This window comes from Nocardia sp. NPDC060259, assembly GCF_042728775.1.
Taxonomy (GTDB): Bacteria; Actinomycetota; Actinomycetes; order Mycobacteriales; family Mycobacteriaceae; genus Nocardia.
In genome coordinates this window covers 1-17,592 of sequence record NZ_JBHXAY010000009.1, presented here as the reverse complement: position 1 = coordinate 17,592, position 17,592 = coordinate 1, and the positions used below count along the sequence as shown (strand labels likewise).

17 protein-coding genes are annotated in these 17,592 nt (G+C 69.8%); 11 read left to right on the top strand and 6 right to left on the bottom strand.

Going from position 1 to position 17,592, the window contains the following annotated elements:
* The first annotated feature begins 11 nt into the window (after nucleotides 1-11).
* Nucleotides 12-2,132 carry an NAD-dependent DNA ligase LigA gene (gene ligA, locus ACFWF2_RS06365; RefSeq protein WP_379305206.1) on the top strand — a complete coding sequence of 707 codons (2,121 nt, stop codon included), beginning with the start codon at nucleotides 12-14 and terminating at the stop codon, nucleotides 2,130-2,132.
* Nucleotides 2,133-2,188: 56 nt separating this feature from the next.
* On the opposite strand, the gene ACFWF2_RS06360 is transcribed toward ligA, so the two are convergent.
* Together ACFWF2_RS06360 and ACFWF2_RS06355 are read right to left on the bottom strand one after the other, a co-directional pair.
* Complete coding sequence (locus ACFWF2_RS06360) at nucleotides 2,189-2,539, bottom strand: hypothetical protein (RefSeq protein WP_379305204.1); 351 nt, start codon at nucleotides 2,537-2,539, stop codon at nucleotides 2,189-2,191.
* 154 nt (nucleotides 2,540-2,693) lie between these two features.
* Nucleotides 2,694-3,332: a PadR family transcriptional regulator gene (locus tag ACFWF2_RS06355; protein ID WP_379305202.1), complete on the bottom strand. Its 639-nt coding sequence runs from the start codon at nucleotides 3,330-3,332 to the stop codon at nucleotides 2,694-2,696.
* A gap of 120 nt (nucleotides 3,333-3,452) precedes the next feature.
* Between ACFWF2_RS06355 and ACFWF2_RS06350 the strand changes: the two genes are divergently transcribed.
* From ACFWF2_RS06350 to ACFWF2_RS06330, 5 genes are all read left to right on the top strand, one after another.
* Complete coding sequence (locus ACFWF2_RS06350) at nucleotides 3,453-4,391, top strand: ATP-binding cassette domain-containing protein (protein WP_379305200.1); 939 nt, start codon at nucleotides 3,453-3,455, stop codon at nucleotides 4,389-4,391.
* Nucleotides 4,388-5,194 carry an ABC transporter permease gene (locus ACFWF2_RS06345; RefSeq protein ID WP_379305198.1) on the top strand — a complete coding sequence of 269 codons (807 nt, stop codon included), beginning with the start codon at nucleotides 4,388-4,390 and terminating at the stop codon, nucleotides 5,192-5,194. The genes ACFWF2_RS06350 and ACFWF2_RS06345 overlap by 4 nt, the downstream gene beginning before the upstream one ends.
* 117 nt (nucleotides 5,195-5,311) lie before the next feature.
* The gene (locus ACFWF2_RS06340; RefSeq protein WP_379305196.1) at nucleotides 5,312-6,496 is read left to right on the top strand and encodes an ATP/GTP-binding protein; all 1,185 of its coding nucleotides are present in this window, start codon (nucleotides 5,312-5,314) and stop codon (nucleotides 6,494-6,496) included.
* Nucleotides 6,497-6,604: 108 nt separating this feature from the next.
* Nucleotides 6,605-6,952, top strand: a complete 348-nt coding sequence (locus tag ACFWF2_RS06335; protein ID WP_379305194.1) for a hypothetical protein — start codon at nucleotides 6,605-6,607, stop codon at nucleotides 6,950-6,952.
* Nucleotides 6,953-7,026: 74 nt separating this feature from the next.
* On the top strand, nucleotides 7,027-7,548 hold the full coding sequence (locus ACFWF2_RS06330) for a GNAT family N-acetyltransferase (protein WP_379305192.1): 522 nt from the start codon (nucleotides 7,027-7,029) through the stop codon (nucleotides 7,546-7,548).
* Between the two features lie 10 nt (nucleotides 7,549-7,558).
* Here the strand turns inward: ACFWF2_RS06330 and ACFWF2_RS06325 are convergent, their stop codons facing one another.
* Nucleotides 7,559-8,209 (bottom strand): amino acid-binding protein, encoded by a 651-nt coding sequence (locus ACFWF2_RS06325; RefSeq protein WP_379305190.1) that lies wholly within the window; start codon nucleotides 8,207-8,209, stop codon nucleotides 7,559-7,561.
* Nucleotides 8,210-8,431: 222 nt separating this feature from the next.
* Here ACFWF2_RS06325 and gatC point away from each other — a divergent pair, with 222 nt between their 5' ends.
* Nucleotides 8,432-8,728, top strand: a complete 297-nt coding sequence (gatC, locus tag ACFWF2_RS06320; RefSeq protein WP_067493225.1) for an Asp-tRNA(Asn)/Glu-tRNA(Gln) amidotransferase subunit GatC — start codon at nucleotides 8,432-8,434, stop codon at nucleotides 8,726-8,728.
* Complete coding sequence (gene gatA, locus ACFWF2_RS06315) at nucleotides 8,725-10,212, top strand: Asp-tRNA(Asn)/Glu-tRNA(Gln) amidotransferase subunit GatA (RefSeq protein WP_379305187.1); 1,488 nt, start codon at nucleotides 8,725-8,727, stop codon at nucleotides 10,210-10,212. The genes gatC and gatA overlap by 4 nt, the downstream gene beginning before the upstream one ends.
* A 54-nt stretch (nucleotides 10,213-10,266) precedes the next feature.
* On the opposite strand, the gene ACFWF2_RS06310 is transcribed toward gatA, so the two are convergent.
* Together ACFWF2_RS06310 and ACFWF2_RS06305 are read right to left on the bottom strand one after the other, a co-directional pair.
* A complete protein-coding gene (locus ACFWF2_RS06310; RefSeq protein ID WP_379305185.1) occupies nucleotides 10,267-10,701 on the bottom strand; it encodes an SRPBCC family protein in 435 nt (144 codons plus the stop codon).
* A gap of 39 nt (nucleotides 10,702-10,740) precedes the next feature.
* The gene (locus ACFWF2_RS06305) at nucleotides 10,741-11,511 is read right to left on the bottom strand and encodes a hypothetical protein (RefSeq protein ID WP_379305183.1); all 771 of its coding nucleotides are present in this window, start codon (nucleotides 11,509-11,511) and stop codon (nucleotides 10,741-10,743) included.
* Between the two features lie 165 nt (nucleotides 11,512-11,676).
* Here ACFWF2_RS06305 and ACFWF2_RS06300 point away from each other — a divergent pair, with 165 nt between their 5' ends.
* Nucleotides 11,677-12,840, top strand: a complete 1,164-nt coding sequence (locus ACFWF2_RS06300; RefSeq protein ID WP_379305181.1) for a sensor histidine kinase — start codon at nucleotides 11,677-11,679, stop codon at nucleotides 12,838-12,840.
* 63 nt (nucleotides 12,841-12,903) lie between these two features.
* Nucleotides 12,904-13,569, top strand: a complete 666-nt coding sequence (locus ACFWF2_RS06295) for a response regulator (RefSeq protein ID WP_379081180.1) — start codon at nucleotides 12,904-12,906, stop codon at nucleotides 13,567-13,569.
* A gap of 10 nt (nucleotides 13,570-13,579) precedes the next feature.
* Here the strand turns inward: ACFWF2_RS06295 and ACFWF2_RS06290 are convergent, their stop codons facing one another.
* On the bottom strand, nucleotides 13,580-14,482 hold the full coding sequence (locus tag ACFWF2_RS06290) for a hypothetical protein (protein WP_379305179.1): 903 nt from the start codon (nucleotides 14,480-14,482) through the stop codon (nucleotides 13,580-13,582).
* 196 nt (nucleotides 14,483-14,678) lie between these two features.
* Between ACFWF2_RS06290 and ACFWF2_RS06285 the strand changes: the two genes are divergently transcribed.
* Nucleotides 14,679-17,477 (top strand): protein kinase, encoded by a 2,799-nt coding sequence (locus ACFWF2_RS06285; RefSeq protein ID WP_379305177.1) that lies wholly within the window; start codon nucleotides 14,679-14,681, stop codon nucleotides 17,475-17,477.
* Nucleotides 17,478-17,592 lie beyond the last annotated feature (115 nt).

Below are 17,592 nucleotides of genomic sequence, written 5' to 3'. Positions count from 1 at the left end.
CTGTTCGACAGGTGAGTGACAGCGACAGCGTGGTTTCCGTGAGTGCCGAGCCGGGCGCGACCCCCGAGCAGCGGGTGCAGTGGCAGCAGCTGGCGGACGAGGTGCGCGAGCACCAGTTCCGCTACTACGTGCGCGACGCGCCGACCATCACCGACGGTGAGTTCGACACCTTGCTGCGGCGGTTGCAGGCTCTCGAGGAGGCGCACCCCGATCTGCGGACGCCGGATTCGCCGACCCAGCTCGTCGGTGGCGGGTTCGCCACCGAGTTCACCGCCGTCGACCATCTCGAACGGATGTTGTCGCTGGACAACGTGTTCGACTACGACGAACTGCGCACCTGGGCGAGCCGGGTCGAAGCCGAGGCCGGGCCCGACCTGCACTACCTCTGCGAGGTCAAGATCGACGGCGTCGCGCTGAACCTGGTGTACGAGAACGGCAAGCTGGTGCGCGGCGCCACCCGCGGCGACGGCCGCACCGGCGAGGACGTCACCCTCAACGCCCGCACCATCGAAGACATCCCCACCGAGCTCACCGCGACCGAGGATTTCCCGATCCCGGAACTCCTGGAAGTGCGCGGCGAGGTGTACTTCCGGCTCGAGGACTTCGAGACCCTCAACGCCCAGATCGTCGCCGAAGGCAAACCGCCGTACGCGAATCCGCGCAATACCGCGGCCGGTTCGCTGCGCCAGAAGAACCCGGCGATCACCGCTGCGCGCAGGCTGCGGATGATCTGCCACGGCTTCGGCCGCATCGAGGGTTACCGCCCGCAGTCCCAGCACGAGGCCTACCAGGCCCTGGCCGCCTGGGGCCTGCCGGTCTCCGAGCACACCCGCCTGGTCAGGGGCATCGAGGCGGTCATCGAGCGGGTCGCCTACTGGGGCGAGCACCGCCACGATATCGAGCACGAGATCGACGGTCAGGTGATCAAGATCGACGAGATGGCGTTGCAGCGCCGCCTCGGCTCCACCTCCCGTGCGCCGCGCTGGGCCATCGCCTACAAATACCCGCCCGAAGAGGCCACCACCACGCTGCTCACTATCGAGGTGAATGTCGGGCGCACCGGCCGGGTCACCCCGTTCGCGGTGATGTCTCCGGTCTCCATCGCCGGCTCGACCGTCGCCATGGCCACCCTGCACAACGGCTCCGAGGTCAAGCGCAAGGGCGTGCTGATCGGTGACACCGTCACCATCCGCAAGGCGGGCGACGTCATCCCCGAGGTACTCGGTCCCGTCGTCGACGCCCGCACCGGCGACGAACGCGAGTTCGTGATGCCGACGCACTGCCCCGAATGCGGCACCGAACTGGCCCCGGCCAAGGAGGGCGACGCCGACATCCGCTGCCCCAACCAGCAGCACTGCCCAGCCCAGCTGCGTGAACGCGTCTTCCACCTGGCGGGCCGCGGCGCCTTCGACATCGAAGCCCTCGGCTACGAAGCCGCCAACGCCCTGCTCACCTCGGGCGCCATCACCGACGAGGGCGATCTCTTCGCACTCGACGAGCAAGCCCTGCTCGGCGTCCCGCTGTTCACCAAACAGGACGGCACGCTCTCCGCCAACGGCGCCCGCCTGCTGGAAAACCTCGACGCCGCCAAGGACACTCCGCTGTGGCGGGTGCTCGTCGCCCTGTCGATCCGGCACGTCGGCCCGACCGCCGCCCGCGCCCTCGCCGCCGAATTCGCCAGCCTCGACCGGATCGAAGCGGCCACCGGCGAAGAACTCGCCGCCACCGACGGCGTCGGGCCCACCATCGCCGCCGCGGTCGTGGAGTGGTTCACCGTCGACTGGCACCGCGCCATCGTCGACAAATGGCGCGCGGCAGGCGTCCGGATGGAAGACGAACGCGACGACTCCATCGAACGCAACCTCGACGGCCTGTCCATCGTCGTCACCGGATCCCTGCAAACCTTCACCCGCGACGGCGCCAAGGAAGCGATCCTGATCCGCGGCGGCAAGGCGGCGGGCTCGGTCTCGAAGAAGACGGCGTTCGTGGTGATCGGCGAAGCGCCCGGCTCGAAGGCGGCCAAGGCCGAGGAGCTCGGCGTGCCGATCCTCGACGAGGACGGGTTCCGGTTGCTGCTCGAGGGGGGACCCGCCGCAGTGTCACCCGCGCCGGAGTCGGCCGAGGGCGAGTAGTCGTCGGCGGGATCCGCTGTAGCACAGCGGATCCCGCACCCGACTCGGCGCAATTCTCAGTTCGGCGTGACGGTCACCGTCGCCCCGGTCTGCCCCCGCAGCTGGAACGACGCACACTGCCCGTTCCGAATCTCCACATGCCGCCGCAGCTTCTTGCTCTCGCTGTCGATATCGATCGTCACATCGGTACTGGTCATCGAGCACACCTTCGACACACCGGCCAGCACATAGGTCTTCGACCCGGCCCCCTGACACGAGTTCGTCTCGTCCCCGAGAAACACCCGAGCGGTCCCGTTCGGGCACGGGTCGGCCACCGCGTTCGGCGCGCCGAGCAGCACCACCGGCACGGCGGCGCCGACCGTCACCGCCGCGACGACAACCCCGCGAACCATCATCCGAACAGCCATCCTGCGCACCCATCCTCGTCGTCGACGCCGGCCCGTGGACCGGCCGGTCGCGGTGTGCCCCGCATGCTAGTGCGTCGCAGGCGGACACGCCCGGCTACCGCCGGCGACCGAGGGTGCGAATCCGCAGGGTGCGGGTAGCGATTCGCAGCGATCGTCAGCGGGAGTCCGCGGGATGGGGTCCCGTCGCGAACGGGTTGGGCTCATCGTCGGCGAGCACGCCGACGAACGGGTCACCCTCACCCGCGAAGGTGTAGGCGCCGCCTTCGATGCGGTCGATCAGGCCGTGGGTCCAGGCCGCTTCGCTGTCGGCCGAGTGCACCCACATGTTCATGATCTCGCCGATGTGGCCGAGCTGTCCGGGGCCCTGTTCCGGTGTGTAGTACTCGGTGACCGAGGCGCGCCACTGTTCGAGCCCGGCGATCCGCCGGCGGAGGAGGGTGACGGCCTCGTCGCGGGGCAGGTCGACGATGAAGCCGATGCCCGCCGAGAGCATGTCCATCTTCTGGTCGTAGGAGGTCAGGGCCTGGCGCAGCAGGGTGAAGAACTCCTCGGTGCCCTTGTCGTTGATCTCGTATTCGACGCGGGGCGGACCGCCGACGGTGCTCGGGGCGACCTCGTGTTCGACGAGGAGTCCTTGCTTGGCCATCTGCTTGAGTGCGTGGTAGATCGAGCCGGGCTTGGCGTTGGACCACTCGTGGGCGCCCCAGAACTCCAGGTCGTTGCGGACCTGATAGCCGTGTGCTCGTCCGTGTTGCCGGACCGCGCCGAGGACGAGCAGGCGGATCGCTGACATGGACGCTCCCTTCTGATCAACTTTGACCAAACTAGCAGTATTCAAGTTTGACTAATCGCCGCGGGCGCCGTACCTTGGCCGTCTAGTCAAATTTGATCAATGAGTGAGGGAGGGGCTGAAGTGACTGACCACGATCCGGCGATCGTCGTCGAAGGCCTGCGGAAGAACTACGGGGCCAAACGGGCGCTAGACGGCCTAGACCTCGCTGTCGGGGCCGGTACCGTTCACGCGGTACTCGGCCCGAACGGCGCGGGCAAGACCACGGCGGTGCGCATCATGTCGACACTGCTGCGTCCCGAAGCGGGGCGGGTCGAGGTGGCGGGCCTCGACGTGCGCGCGGACGCCGACCGGGTGCGCTCCCGGATCGGGCTGCTCGGCCAGAGCGCGGCCGTCGACGAGGAGCTCAGCGGACGGCAGAACCTGGAGATGTTCGGGCGCCTCTATCACCTGGGCGCGCGCCGCGCGGGCGTCAGGGCCGACGAGCTCCTGGCCCGGTTCGGGCTCGCGGACACCGGACCGAAGGCCGTCAAGCAGTACAGCGGCGGCATGCGCAGGCGGCTCGACCTCGCGGCGTCGCTCATCTCCGAGCCGCAGGTGCTCTTTCTGGACGAGCCGACGACCGGGCTCGATCCCCGCGGCCGCACGGAGGTGTGGAATTCGGTGCGGTCGCTGGTCGACGGCGGCACCACCGTCCTGCTGACCACGCAGTACCTGGAGGAGGCCGATCAGCTGGCCGACCGGATCTCGGTGATCGACCACGGCAAGGTCATCGCGGAGGGCACCGCCGACGAGCTGAAGACGAAGACGGGCGGTGACCGGATCGACGTGGTCCTGCACGAGACGTCCCAGCTGGCGCTCGCGGCCTCGCTGCTGCCCGGCGATGCGGTGGTGGACGAGGACCGGCGGATGGTCAGCGCCTCGGTCAGCGACCGGATGGCGGCCCTGACCGAAACGGTCCGGGCGCTGGCGGCCAACGGGATCGAGCCCGAGGACATCGCGGTCCGGCGCCCGACGCTCGACGAAGTCTTTCTGCACCTGACGAAGGAGAACGCGGCATGAGCACGACGCAACAGCGGGATTCGGCGCTGAGCTGGGTGGCGGCCGACTCCTGGACGATGACCAGGCGCGAGCTGGCGCACTGGGTGCGCCAGCCCGTTCAGGTGGTCATCGGGCTGGTCTTCCCGGTGATGCTGCTGCTGATGTTCGGCTACCTGATCGGTGGCGGACAGGGTATCGAGGGAGATTTCACCGACTACCTGGTCCCCGGCATGCTCACCATGACCATGGCGTTCGGTCTGGAGGCGACGATGCTCTCGGTCACCCAGGACCTGAACAAGGGCGTCATCGACCGGTTCCGCTCGATGCCGATGAACTCGGCCGCGGTGCTGGTCGGGCGCAGCATCGCCGACATGCTGCAATCGGCGGTCGGGCTGACCGTGATGATCGCGGTCGGGTACCTGATCGGCTGGCGCTGGCACGGCGGATTCGCTTCGTTCCTGGCCGCGGTGGGGCTGCTGTTGCTGCTTCGGTTCGCGATGCTCTGGATCGGCATCTACCTGGCGATGGTCGCGGGCAAGCCGGAACTGGTGCAGGCGGTACAGATCCTGGTCTTTCCGGTCGCCTTCCTCTCCAATGCCATCGCCTCGCCGGAATCGATGCCGTCCTGGCTGGGCGCGGTCGTCGAATGGAACCCCATGTCGGCCACGGCCACGGCGGTGCGTGGCCTGTTCGGTAACCCGGTCGCGACCGGCGACTCCTGGGCCGCGGCCAACGCGGAACTGCTCGCGGTGGCCTGGCCGGTGGCCTTGATCGTGGTGTTCTTCCCGTTGGCGGTCTCGCGGTTCAGGGATCTGAGCCGCTAGCGAATCGGACCCGCTCCGGCCGAGTTCGGCTCGCCGACTCGGCCGGGCGGGACGCGTCCCTTAGTCTGGCCAAAAGATTCGGAGAGGCGGACGAGCCACGTGCTGCGTAGTTTTCAGGTGACCAATCACCGATCGCTGGCCGAGGCGCAGCAATTGCGGCTCAGCAAGGGCGTCGGTGGGCCGGTGGCGGTGCCGGTGACCGCGGTGCACGGCGTGGCCGCCGCGGGGAAGACCAGCCTGATCGACGCGCTCGCGCAGATGCGCGACGCGGTGCTGCATTCGGTGAGCGGCTGGGATCCCTACGCGGGGCCGGTGCGCAGGCCGCATCTCGGGTTCGCCGACCGGCCCACCGAATTCGTGGCGGGGTTCGTGGCCGAGGGGGTGCCCTACACCTACGGGTTCCGGCTCGACAACGCCGATGTGATCGCGGAGTGGCTCTACACGCATCCGCGCTCGCGCAAGCGGATCGTGTTCGAGCGCACCGGTGATCAGATCAAGATCGGGCCGATGTTCGAGCCCGCGCGCTACGGCGTGGCGGCGCTGGTGCCGTTGGTGCGGCCGAACGCCCTGCTGCTGAGTCTGGCCGGGCAGATGTACGCCGAGGCGCTGGTGCCCGCCTATCGCTGGTTCGCGGCGAACCTGCAGGTGCAGCAGGGCGACGCGGGCGGCGACGAACTCGCCAACGACCTCGGCAGCCACATCTCGCGCTCGCCCGACAATGCCGCGCGGCTGCTGATGCTGTTGCGGACAGCGGATCTGGGCATCGAGGATCTGCTCGTCGCCGAGCACGATCCGATGTACGCCGACTACCTGCGTGACCTGGATGCCGAAATCGGCGCGCTGGCAGCACAACTCGACCACGGTGGCGCCGACCCGATCCTGCTGGAACGCGAACTCAGTACGCTGCGCGCCGCGCGGGACGCGCTGTACCGGCGGATGGTGGATCGCCGCGGCCCCGGGCTGAGCCTGGTGCACGAGGGGATCGACGTGCCCTTCGAGCTCGCCGACGCGTCCACCGCCACCCGCTCGCTGCTGCGGGTGCTACCCGCCATGCTCGAAGCGCTCGACACCGGTCAGGTGCTGGCCGTCGACGATCTGGGCGCCGGCCTGCCGGTGGAGGAGACCGACCGCCTCGTCCAGCTGTTCCAGAACCCGGAGACGAATGCCCGTGGCGCGCAACTGATCTACACCACGGCCAATCGCGCGCTGATCGATCGCGGCAACGGCAGGTCGCAGCGCACCCGCAGCGCGGTCTGGCAGCTGCGCCGCGAACAGGGCGTCAGCGAGCTCACGCCACTGTGAGGCGGGCGCGCGGCCGCGCGGGTCGGGCATAACGGGCGCTGCCGGCGAAGCCGTCGACAGACCAGCGCACGGCCGGAGCGAAGGCGGAGGTACGCCTAGCATGGAGGCATGCTCGAAGTGGTGATGGCGGCGGCCATGGTGACGATGCTGGTCGTGACGATCGGCGCGGTGTTGGCCGCCCGCACCGGGAAGGGCGGGGGAGCGCGTCTCGAACACGGGTCGCTCTACATCACCGGGGTCAGCGCGCTGCCCGCCATGACCGGCGAGCACTACGTCACCATCACCGGCACGCTGACCGGCCCGTCGGTCACCGGGGTCGTGGTCTACCGCCGTTTCGCCTGGGACGCGGCCCACTGGCCCGCGATCGGTGACCAGCTCGCCGTCGCCTACCCGCCGCGCAACCCCGACAACTGGGTCGCCGATCACCCCGGCCTGCGGCCCTACCTCGGGTCGTGAGCCGCGAGCTCACCGGCGACCAGATTCGCGGGTGAGGGCGAGCTCACAGCGGTGCGGGTGGGATCATTCTTCAGATGCACGGCATATCAGCCCTCACCCCTGGCACCGGCCTCGAGATCCGTACCGCACACCCCAGCGAATACGACGCGATCTCCGCCATGACCATCGACGTGTACGTCGGCGACGGTTACGTCTCACCCGAGGACGACTACGTCACCGAACTAGGTGACGTCGCCCATCGCGCCACCGAAGCGCAAGTCCTCGTCGCCGTCAACGACGACGAGGTCGCGGGCTCGCTGACCGTCGCGAAGCCGGGCACCCGCTATGCCGAGATCGCCCGTCCCGGCGAACTCGAGTTCCGCATGCTCGCCGTCGCGAAGCGGGCCCGCGGTCTCGGCGCCGGCACCGCGCTGGTACGCGCGGTCATCGCCGAGGCGGAGGCGGGCGGGTACGACGCGGTCGCGCTCACCACGATGGCGACCATGGTCGACGCGCACCGCATCTACGAACGTCTGGGCTTCGTCGCTGTGCCGGAACGCAATTGGTCACCGCACGAGGGTTTGCAGCTCTACGTCATGCGCCTGGCGCTCGCCTAGGCGAGGTCCCTCACTGCAGGACGGTGGCGACGATGCCGGCGAGGTAGCCGAGGCGGGCGACCTCCGACGGGCGGAAGTCCGGTCCGCCCGGCCTGCCGAGCAACAGCGACCTACCGGAGTTGCCGAGCGGCGCTGCCGCCAGTTTGGTGTCCATGTCGCGCCAGATCTGCGGCACCCACTCGGCCTCGCCGTCGAGCCACGACGGCTTCTCCAGCGGCATCCACGGCGCCGAACCCGCTTGTGTCTCAGGGGCACTCGGGCTGCCGACGACGCGATAGGCGCCGGCCGGGCCCATCCCGATGATCGTCGACCAGCCGACGCGCAGCACGCGCGGCACACCGTCGACGAGGACCTGCAGCCGGTCGTCGCGGGCGCTGGCGACCTGGTCGATCAGCTCGAGCTCGCGATGGGTGTCCAGCACGCCGGAGTACGGGCGGATGGAGTCGACGCTCACATCGTGCACCGATTCCGCGGCGGTGATCAGGGTGTCGGGCAGCGCGCCGGTAGGAACCTCGACCACCAGATCGTCGATCGCGAAACCGGCGCCGCGTTCGACGACATCGAGCGACAGGATGTCCGCGCCGACCCCGCCGAGGGCGAGTGCGAGAGAGCCGAGGCTTCCCGGTCGATCCGGAAGTTGCACGCGGAGCAGGAATGACACGTGCGTTCCTTTCCTAGGGCCGGGGTTGTTCGAGACGAATACCCGGTGACGCCATACTTACACCCCTGAACGCGGGCTGCACGACTCGAAGTATGACCCCAACGGCCCGACATGCGCGAACTTTCGCGCGAGGCGAGTGCGTCCTACCCCGTCGGACCCCCTCCGGCCCGCTGACTAGGCTGTAGCCACTACTTCCCAACCGAAGCCGAAAGGGGTCCCGCGGTGCCCGCAATCTCCCGTGACGAGGTCGCTCACCTCGCCCGGCTGTCCCGGCTGGCGTTGACCGACGCCGAACTCGACCAGTTCGCCGGTCAGCTGGATTCGATCCTCAGCCATGTGCGGACCATCTCCGAGGTCGCCGCCGACGTCCCCGCCACCGCGTCGCCGAACCCGACGACCAATGTGACCAGGCCCGATGTGGTCGTGCCCGGTCTGACTCCCGAGCAGGCGCTGGACCAGGCGCCCGCTGTGGAAGAACAGCGTTTCCTGGTCCCGCAGATCCTGGGAGAGGGCGAATGAGCGAGTTGACCCAGCTGTCGGCTTCCGAGCTGGCGGCCAAGATCCACGGCGGCGAGGTGTCCTCCACCGAGGTCACCCAGGCGCACCTGGATCGCATCGCCGCGGTCGACGGTGCGCTCAACGCCTTCCTGCACGTCGCCGGGAACGAGGCGCTGGCCGCGGCAGGCGCCGTCGACTCCGCGCTGGCCGCGGGCGAGACCCCGGTCTCGCCGCTGGCGGGAGTTCCGTTGGCGCTCAAGGATGTTTTCACCACCACCGACATGCCGACCACCTGCGCCTCGAAGGTGCTCGAGGGCTGGATGTCGCCGTACGATGCGACGGTCACCTCGCGGCTGCGCGCCGCGGGCATCCCGATCCTCGGCAAGACCAACATGGACGAGTTCGCGATGGGCTCCTCCACCGAGAACTCCGCCTACGGCCCGACCCGCAACCCGTGGGACACCACCCGCATCCCGGGCGGTTCCGGCGGCGGTTCGGCGGCGGCGCTTGCCTCGTTCCAGGCGCCGCTGGCCATCGGCACCGACACCGGTGGCTCCATCCGTCAGCCCGCCGCGGTCACCGCGACGGTCGGCGTGAAGCCCACCTACGGCACCGTGTCCCGGTACGGCCTCGTCGCGTGCGCGTCGTCGCTGGATCAGGGTGGCCCGTGTGGTCGCACGGTGCTCGACACCGCGCTGCTGCACGAGGTGATCGCCGGCTACGACCCGCGTGACTCCACCTCCCGCGACGTGCCGGTGGCGCCCGTGGTCGAGGCGGCGCGCCAGGGCGCCAACGGCGACCTGACCGGTGTGCGCGTCGGTGTGGTGCGCGAATTGCATTCCGACAGCTACCAGCCCGGCGTGCTCGGTTCCTTCGACGCCGCGGTCGCGGTGCTCAAGGAATTGGGCGCCGAGGTGATCGAGGTGTCGTGCCCGAACTTCGAGTACGCGCTGTCCTCGTACTACCTGGTGATGCCGTCGGAGGTGTCGTCGAACCTGGCGCGCTTCGACGCGATGCGCTACGGCCTGCGTGTCGGTGACGACGGCAGCCACAGCGCCGACCAGGTGATGTCGCTGACCCGCGAGGCCGGTTTCGGCCCTGAGGTGAAGCGCCGCATCATCATCGGCACCTACGCGCTGTCGGCCGGCTACTACGACGCCTACTACGGTCAGGCGCTCAAGGTCCGCACGATGATCGCGCGCGACTTCGACGCCGCCTACGAGAAGGTCGACGTGCTCGTCTCGCCGACCAGCCCGTTCACCCCGTGGAAGCTGGGCGAGAAGGTCGACGATCCGCTGGCCATGTACCTGTCGGACCTGTGCACGCTGCCGACCAACCTGGCCGGGCACTGCGGCATGTCGGTGCCGTCGGGGCTGTCGGCAGACGACAACCTGCCGGTGGGCCTGCAGATCATGGCGCCCGCCCTGGCCGACGACCGCCTGTACCGGGTTGGCGCGGCCTACGAGGTGGCGCGCGGCGCGCTGCCGGTGCCCGCTGGCGTCTAGGGACACCACGCAGCGGGGTGCGCTGGGCCGAATCGGCCTGGCGCACCCCGTTTTTCAGATCTCGGTCGCCCGCTTGCCGACGCCGGCGGTCATCGCGGTGAAGCCCGCGCGCAGGTGCTTGCCGAGCGCGAGGGTCACGACGGGACTGAGCCAGCCCGCGAGGGTGAACCGCGACTCGTAGCGGCAGCGGTCCGCGCCCAGCGGCACCACGGTGTGCGAGCGCAGGCTGTGCAGCGTGCCCAGCGGCACCGGCTTCATCGTGTAGCTGAACTCCACGCCGGGGGTGTGCGTGCGGATCCACTCCCGCTGCGGACGGCGATTCCCGCCCAGCTGCACCTTCATGTCGATGGGCGAGCCCGGCTCCAGCGTGCTCACCGCCTCGTAGCAGAAGGTGTTCCATTCGCCGTAGCGACCGAAATCGGTGAGAACCTCCCACACCTTCTCGGCGGGGGCGTCGATCTCGATCGTTTCGTCGATAGTGAGGGCCATGCGTGAAAACTAGGACATGTTCTAGTTTTCGGCAAGCAGTCAGGCCAGGCGGCGGCGCCGTTTGCGCAGCGCGTCGATGATGACCGCCGAGGCCGCCGTCACCGCGAACAAACCCAGTACGGTCCGCGCCAGCGGCCACAAATTCGGCCGGTCGGCCGGGTCGGTCTTGGCGAAGACGTTCTCGACGACCGGGGCGCCGTACTCCTGCCTGCGCGAGTTCACGTCGACCGCGGTGAACGCGATATCGGCCATGACACCGCAGCGGGCCCGGGAGAACTCGTCGTCGCGCAGCTCACAGGCCGCGTGGATGCGCCGGTTCAGCGCCGCGTCCACCGAGCGCCGGGCCCAGGCGCCCAGCGGTTCGTCGACCCGCTCGGCGTAGCGCAGCATGTCGTAGCCGAGGTCGTGCGCCATGCAGGCCGGGCCGAACTCGGCGGGCAATGTCACCGGGGAGGAGCAGCTGCCGTTCGGGTTCACCAGCAGCCCGTCCTGCTGGGCAGGGTCGTAGCCGAACTTGTAGCCGAAGTCGCGGGGGATCAGCGCGGGAGCGTCGGGGTCGTCGTCGATCAGCGCGCGGACCACGGCCGCGGCGGCCTCGTTCTCGGTGCCACCACCGGGCGTGGTGCCCATGGCGCCGGGCGCCGACATCACGACGGCGGCGGCCATGGCCAGGCCCGCGGTACACAGGGCGACACCGCTGCGGCGGCGGTGCGCGGCTTCGGCCGGGCTGCCGGTGTTCGACGAGGCGGAGGCGGAGACGGCGGTACGGGCACGGCGAGCGGCGGGTACCGGGCGAAGCGGGGTGTTCATGGCCTCCGACGGTAAGGAGCGGGTCCTGCTGCGGGCATCCCGCTGTGGACCGGTTCTCGGGGCGCGCGGGCGGGTGACCCGGCGCCGGGGTCACACCAGGGTAGGGGGTGCGAAATCGCTCGGCGGTATGAGGTCCGCTGACCGGACGGTTCGTAGGCTCGGGCCATGTCCGGACAACTGCGCCCCGCCGCACGCCGCATCAGCGCGCGCACCTGGTTCGACCTCGCGACGGTGGCGGTCGCGCTGATCCTCTACAGCATCGCCTGGCCGACCCTGTTCGTCACCCACGAGGTGTCGCCGGCCCTGGCGCCGCTGCTGTCGGCGTTCGCGGTGTTCCCGATCCTGCTGGTGCGGATCAACCCGTCGCTCGGCTGGGCTGTCTCGGCAGGCGCCGCGCTGCTGTTCTCGGTCGGCCTCCAGCCCGCGCCGGATAACGATCTGCCGTTCCAGGTGGTGCACGTCATCGTCCTGTTCGTGCTGCTGTTCGCGGTGGCGCTGCGGGCCGCGGTGCCGATCGTGGTGGTGGCCTGGGCGGCGCAGTCGATGCTGTTCGCGACCACCATGCCGGGTTCGGCGGAGGGCCCGCTGTGGGGCTGGGTGGTCGGTTTCGGCGCGCTGGCGCTGTTCGGCTATCTGCTGCGCATCGTGGTCGCCTCGCGCCGCAAGCTGGAACGGCAGGAGGAGGTCACCGAGCTCGAACGCGCGCGCAGGGCCATCCTCGAGGAGAAGGCCCGGATCGCCCGTGACCTGCACGATGTCGTGGCCCACCACATGTCGATGGTCGTGGTGCAGGCCCAGACCGCGCCCTACCGGATCACCGATCTCGACCCGGCGGCGCGCACGGAGTTCGAGTCGATCGGCGCCACCGCGCGCACCGCGCTCAACGAGATCCGCGGGTTGCTCGGGGTGCTGCGCAGCGACGGGCAGCTGCCCGAGCACGCGCCGCAGCCGCGGGCGGTGGATGTGCCGGAACTGTGCGCGTCCGCCCAGCGTGCGGGTCTGCCGGTCGAATGGACCGTGACCGGTGAGCTCGAGACTGTCCCCGAGACGACCGGGCTGACGGTCTACCGGGTGGTGCAGGAGTCGATGGCCAACTCGGCCAGGCACGCGCCCGGTGCGCCGGTGCTCGTCGCCGTGGCCGTCGCTCCCGACGCGGTGACGGTGACCGTGCGCAACGCGCCGTCGGTGACCCCGTCGCGCCCCGGTGCGGGTGGCGGGCACGGCATCGACGGCATGCGCAGCAGGGTCGAGGCGGTCGGCGGTTCGCTCGTCGCCGGCCCCACCGAGGACGGCGGCTTCGAGGTCTCGGCGAAACTGCCCACCCCCTAGGCACTCCGGCCCTGCGCGAAAGACGGTGGACCGCTTCGCGTCGGCGCGCATTAGGGTGGTCGAGTGGCAATTACCGTTTTGATCGCCGACGACCAGGCGATGGTGCGGCAGGGTTTCGGCGCGTTGCTGGCAGCCCAGCCCGACATCAGCGTCATCGGGGACGCGCCCGATGGCAAGGTCGCGGTGGCCGAGGCCAAGCGGTTGCGGCCCGATGTGGTCCTGATGGACGTGCGGATGCCGGAGATGAACGGGCTGGAGGCCGCCCGCGCGATCCTGGCCGCCGGTTTCGATCCGCCGGTGCGGGTGCTGATGCTCACCACCTTCGACATCGACGACTACGTCTACGAGGCGCTGAGCCTGGGCGCGAGCGGGTTCCTGCTCAAGGACGCGCCCGCCGAGGAACTGGTGCGGGCGGTACGCGTCGTCGCCGACGGCCAGGCCCTGCTGGCGCCGACCATCACCCGCCGGTTGATCGCCGACGTCACGCGCAGGCGCAACACGGTGCGCACGCCCGCCGCGCCCGCGTTGACCTCGCTCACCCCGCGCGAGCGGGAAGTGCTCGAGCTCGTCGCCAAGGGGCTGTCGAACACCGAGATCGCCGAGGCGCTGTTCGTCGCCGAGCAGACCGTGAAAACCCATGTCTCCAAGGTCTTCTCGAAGCTCGGCCTGCGCGACCGGGCCCAGGCGGTGGTGCTGGCCTATGAATCCGGCCTGGTCGTCCCCGGCTGAGCGGGGTCGCTCAGCGCGGGCACACGCCGCCGCGCAGCTCCGGCAGGTGCCGGGACAGCAGCAGCGCCATCCGGTCCAGCAGGGCCGTGGTGTCGTCGAAGGTGCCCGAATCCGCCTGTGCGGCAAGGGCGACCGCCAGCTGACCGCTGCCGATCGGCACCAGCCCGAACTGGCGCACCGTGTACACCCCGGTGTCGTCGTCGGGACCCCAGCCACCCTTGAACTCGGTGTCGTCGAGCAGGCCGAGACCCCAGCCCTGATCGGGCGTGATCTCGCCCATCAGCTGGGTGACGACCTCGGTCTGCGGCAGGCACGGCAGGCGCGAGGCGAACCGGACCTGGTTGGCCAGCGACCATTCGGTGCCGCCGAAGGAGGTGTAGTCGAGCTGGGTGCGCAGGCTCTCCTTGCCGGGGGTGGAGATGTCACCGGCCTCGTCGAGCACCTGCTGCACGGCCTCGGCCGCTTCCTCCCCGTCGCCCAGCGATTCCCACAGCCCGTAGGCGGCGTCGTTGTCCGACACCGTGATCGCGGCCTGCACCATCTCGAAGATCGACTGGTCCTGATCGTGGCGCAACGCGGCGACGGCCAGCGGCACCTTGATCGTCGACCAGGCGATGCCGGTGGTCCAGTCGCCGTAGATCGTCATCCGGCCGCCGCCGACCGGCATCAGCGCCATGCCGACCTGTCCCGGCAGCTGCGACTGCAACTGGGTGAACTCCGCGGCCAGCGAATCGGGCAGCATGATGGACAGGCCAGGGTGCCAGGCGGCATCGCTGTTCACGGTCACCGTGGGTGCGCTCACGGCCGCCTGGGTGCCAGGCATGGCACACGAGACGGCGGACAGTGCGGCCGATGCCAGCACCGCACTATGCAGCAGCCCGCGCAAGGCAGCCGCCTTTCCGGTCGACTTCACCACCGAATCCTCCCCACCACCCACTGCGCGTCGGCGCCCTGCTTCGGCGGTGCAAACTTCTCGTCGAGCGCGCCCGGACGATACCGGACGACAGTTAGCAAGTTTCACCGATTTTCGGCGAGAATTCGAATGAAGGTGGTCACGCCGCTGTGCGGGTGCCATGCTGATCCGCCACAGGCGCCGGAAGGGGGTCGCAGTGCTCGATATCGGTGAGGTGTTCGCCGGGTTCACTGTCGAGCGGATGCTCGGCCAGGGCGGCATGGGAACCGTGTATCTGGCGCGGCATCCGCGGCTGGATCGGCTGACCGCGCTCAAGCTGCTCAACCGGGATCTGTTCGCCGACGAACGCATTCGCGCGCGGTTCGAACGGGAGGCCGATCTCGCGGCCGGACTCGACCATCCCGGCATCGTCACCGTCTTCGATCGTGGGGCCGAGGGCGAGCAGCTGTGGATCAGCATGCAGTACGTCGACGGGGTCGACGCCGCGACCGTCGACCCGATGACGCTGCCGCCCGAGCGGGCCGTGCAGATCATCGAAGGGGTCGCCGACGCACTGGACTACGCGCACGGCAGGGGAGTGCTGCACCGGGATGTGAAACCGGCCAACATCCTGCTTGCCCGATCCAGCGGCGGCCAGGGCGAGCGGGTCTTCCTCACCGACTTCGGCATCGCCCGCCTGCGCGCCGATTCCACCCACCTCACCCAGCAGGGCATGTTCACCGCGACGCTGGCCTACGCGTCCCCCGAACAGATGACCGGCGCCGAACTCGACCACCGCTCCGACCAGTACTCCCTGGCCTGCGCCCTGTACTGGCTGTTCACCGGCATCGCCCCCTTCGACTCACCCGACCCCAACGAGATCATCCGCGGCACCCTCTACCTCAACCCTCCGCCCCTTGCCCTGCGCCGCCAGGGGCTCCCGCCTGCGCTGGACGCTGTCCTGGCCGCCGCCATGGCGAAACACCCCGCGTCGCGGTTCGATTCGTGCGCCGCCTTCGCCAAGGCGGCCCGTAAGGCCCTCACCTCCAACACCCCACCCGCCCTGCCTCATCCCCCGGCGGCCTACTACCCGCCCGCCCAACAACCGGTGCCGGGTTCCCCGGGCGCCTTTCCCCACCCCGCACAACCCCCGGCCATGCCTGCCCCCGGCTACGCGGGAAACCCGGGTCCACCGATCCAGCCTGTGCCACAGGGCAATTGGCACCTATCCCAACCTCCACCGGCCCCCGCAGGGCCCGTTGCCGCCCAGCAGGCCCCTGCCGCACCACCCTTCGTCCCCCAGCCGCCAGTCCAATCAGCGCAACCTGCTCAGCCGGTGCCGCCGGCCCCGTCACCGCCACCCGCCCAGCCTCCGCTCGGCCGGCAATCGCCGATGGGTCAGCAGCCTCAGCCACAGCTGTCTCCGCAACCGGGTGCGCCGGTGCCGGCCACGGGGCAGCCTCACGGGCAGGCTGCGCCCCTGCAACCACCGGGTGCGCCGGCGCCTGCCTCGCGGCCGCCCCACGCGGAGGCTGCGTCTCGGCAACCTCCTGGTGCGCAGCAGGCGATGGGTCAGCAGCCTCCAGCGCAGTCGGCGGTGGTAGCGCCGGGCGACGCTCAGCGCTCCGCCGTGGATGTGCGGTCCGGTGTCGGCGGTGATGTCGTGCCAGGCGCGGACGCGAGGGCGCCGCGAGCACGGCCTGAGTCCGGCAGCGTCGCAAGGAATCCCGCGGGCGACATCGATCCAGCGAATCGGCCGGGCGATGGACCCGAGGTATCCGATTCGGCGGCAACCGATGTCGTGCCGATCGCGGAATCCGGACGGTTGGATGCGGCGAACGCGAGTGCCCCGACGGACGTGACGCCGATCGCGGCACCCACCGGAACGGATGGCTCGGACCAATCCTCCAGCGCTGCTGCCGATTCCGAGCGTGCTGACGGCTCTGGGGGACTCGCGGAGGCCGTAGGTGGTCCAGAGGAAGATTCAGGCAGCAGTACCGGCGGGGTGGCGGCCAGAGGTGGGGCGGTCGATGCGCCCGATTCGGTGGACAAGCTGTTCGAGATGGGCGGTGTCGATGCGACGGCTGCCGCCTCGGTGAGCGACGTCGGCGACGGCGCGCAGCCGGGGGCGGCCTTTGGGGCCGCGCAGGGTGCGGTGCCTGCCGGTGCGCCGGCGCACGGTGGGCACGCGCCGGAGCCGGTGCGGTCGGCCATCGCGGGAGCGGTCGCTGGACCGGGTGTCCCGCCGAACCAGGGTGCTGCTCCTGCCGGTCCGCCGATGGGGCCGCAGGGGATGGGGCGTGGGCCGTGGGTCGGTCCGCGACGGCCTGCGCCGCGACGGATGTCCAGGCTGCATCGGGTGGGGTGGTTGTTGCTGGTGGCGCTCATCGGAGCGCTGGTGGCTCTGCTGGTGGCCTTGGTGGTTGTGGTGTTGCCAGATGGGGACGAGGACGACGAAGCCGCCGGAGTGGCGCCCAAGGCGCCGTCGAGTTCGGTGACGGCGGCGGGGGATTCGTTCGCGGCGAGTCGGCGGGTGTTTCCCACGCTGGTTCCGCAGGGAGAGGTGGCGGAGGGGCAGGGGTATCGGGGTGCGCGGTGCGCCGCGGTGCGTGCGGTGAGTGAGCTGGAGTGGAAAGAGCCCGCACTGCAATGGAATCCGATCAGTGCGGGCTGGCAGTGTGAGCGGACCGACAACAATGCCGGGTCCGTGAGCTACCTCGTGCTGGAGTATCCGACTGCGGCGCAGGCGCGTTCGGTGGTGGAGGCGATGCCCGCGGCGGTGAAGTACCCGGGGGACAAGGACGGGGTGCCGTTCTCGTTGCGCCGCTGGGTTGTTCCCGACCCGGCCAGTAGCCGCATGCACACCGCGCACCAGGTCATCAGCTTTCCCGGCGACTCGGCCCGCGCGAAATACGTGATCGCCGTGAGCCGCAGGGGGAGCAGCGGCACCGGTGGAGCGCCACGGCCTTCCGCCCAGGACGAAGTGATCGCTTGGTGGGAAGAAGTGCCACTGTGAAGTCGCCGGGGGCGCCCCCCCCCCCCCCCCCCGACCCAGCGCCGGCCCAACAAACTCCCCCGGAGATATAAAAAAAAAAAATCTGATAAAAAAAAAATAACCAGACCAACAAAAT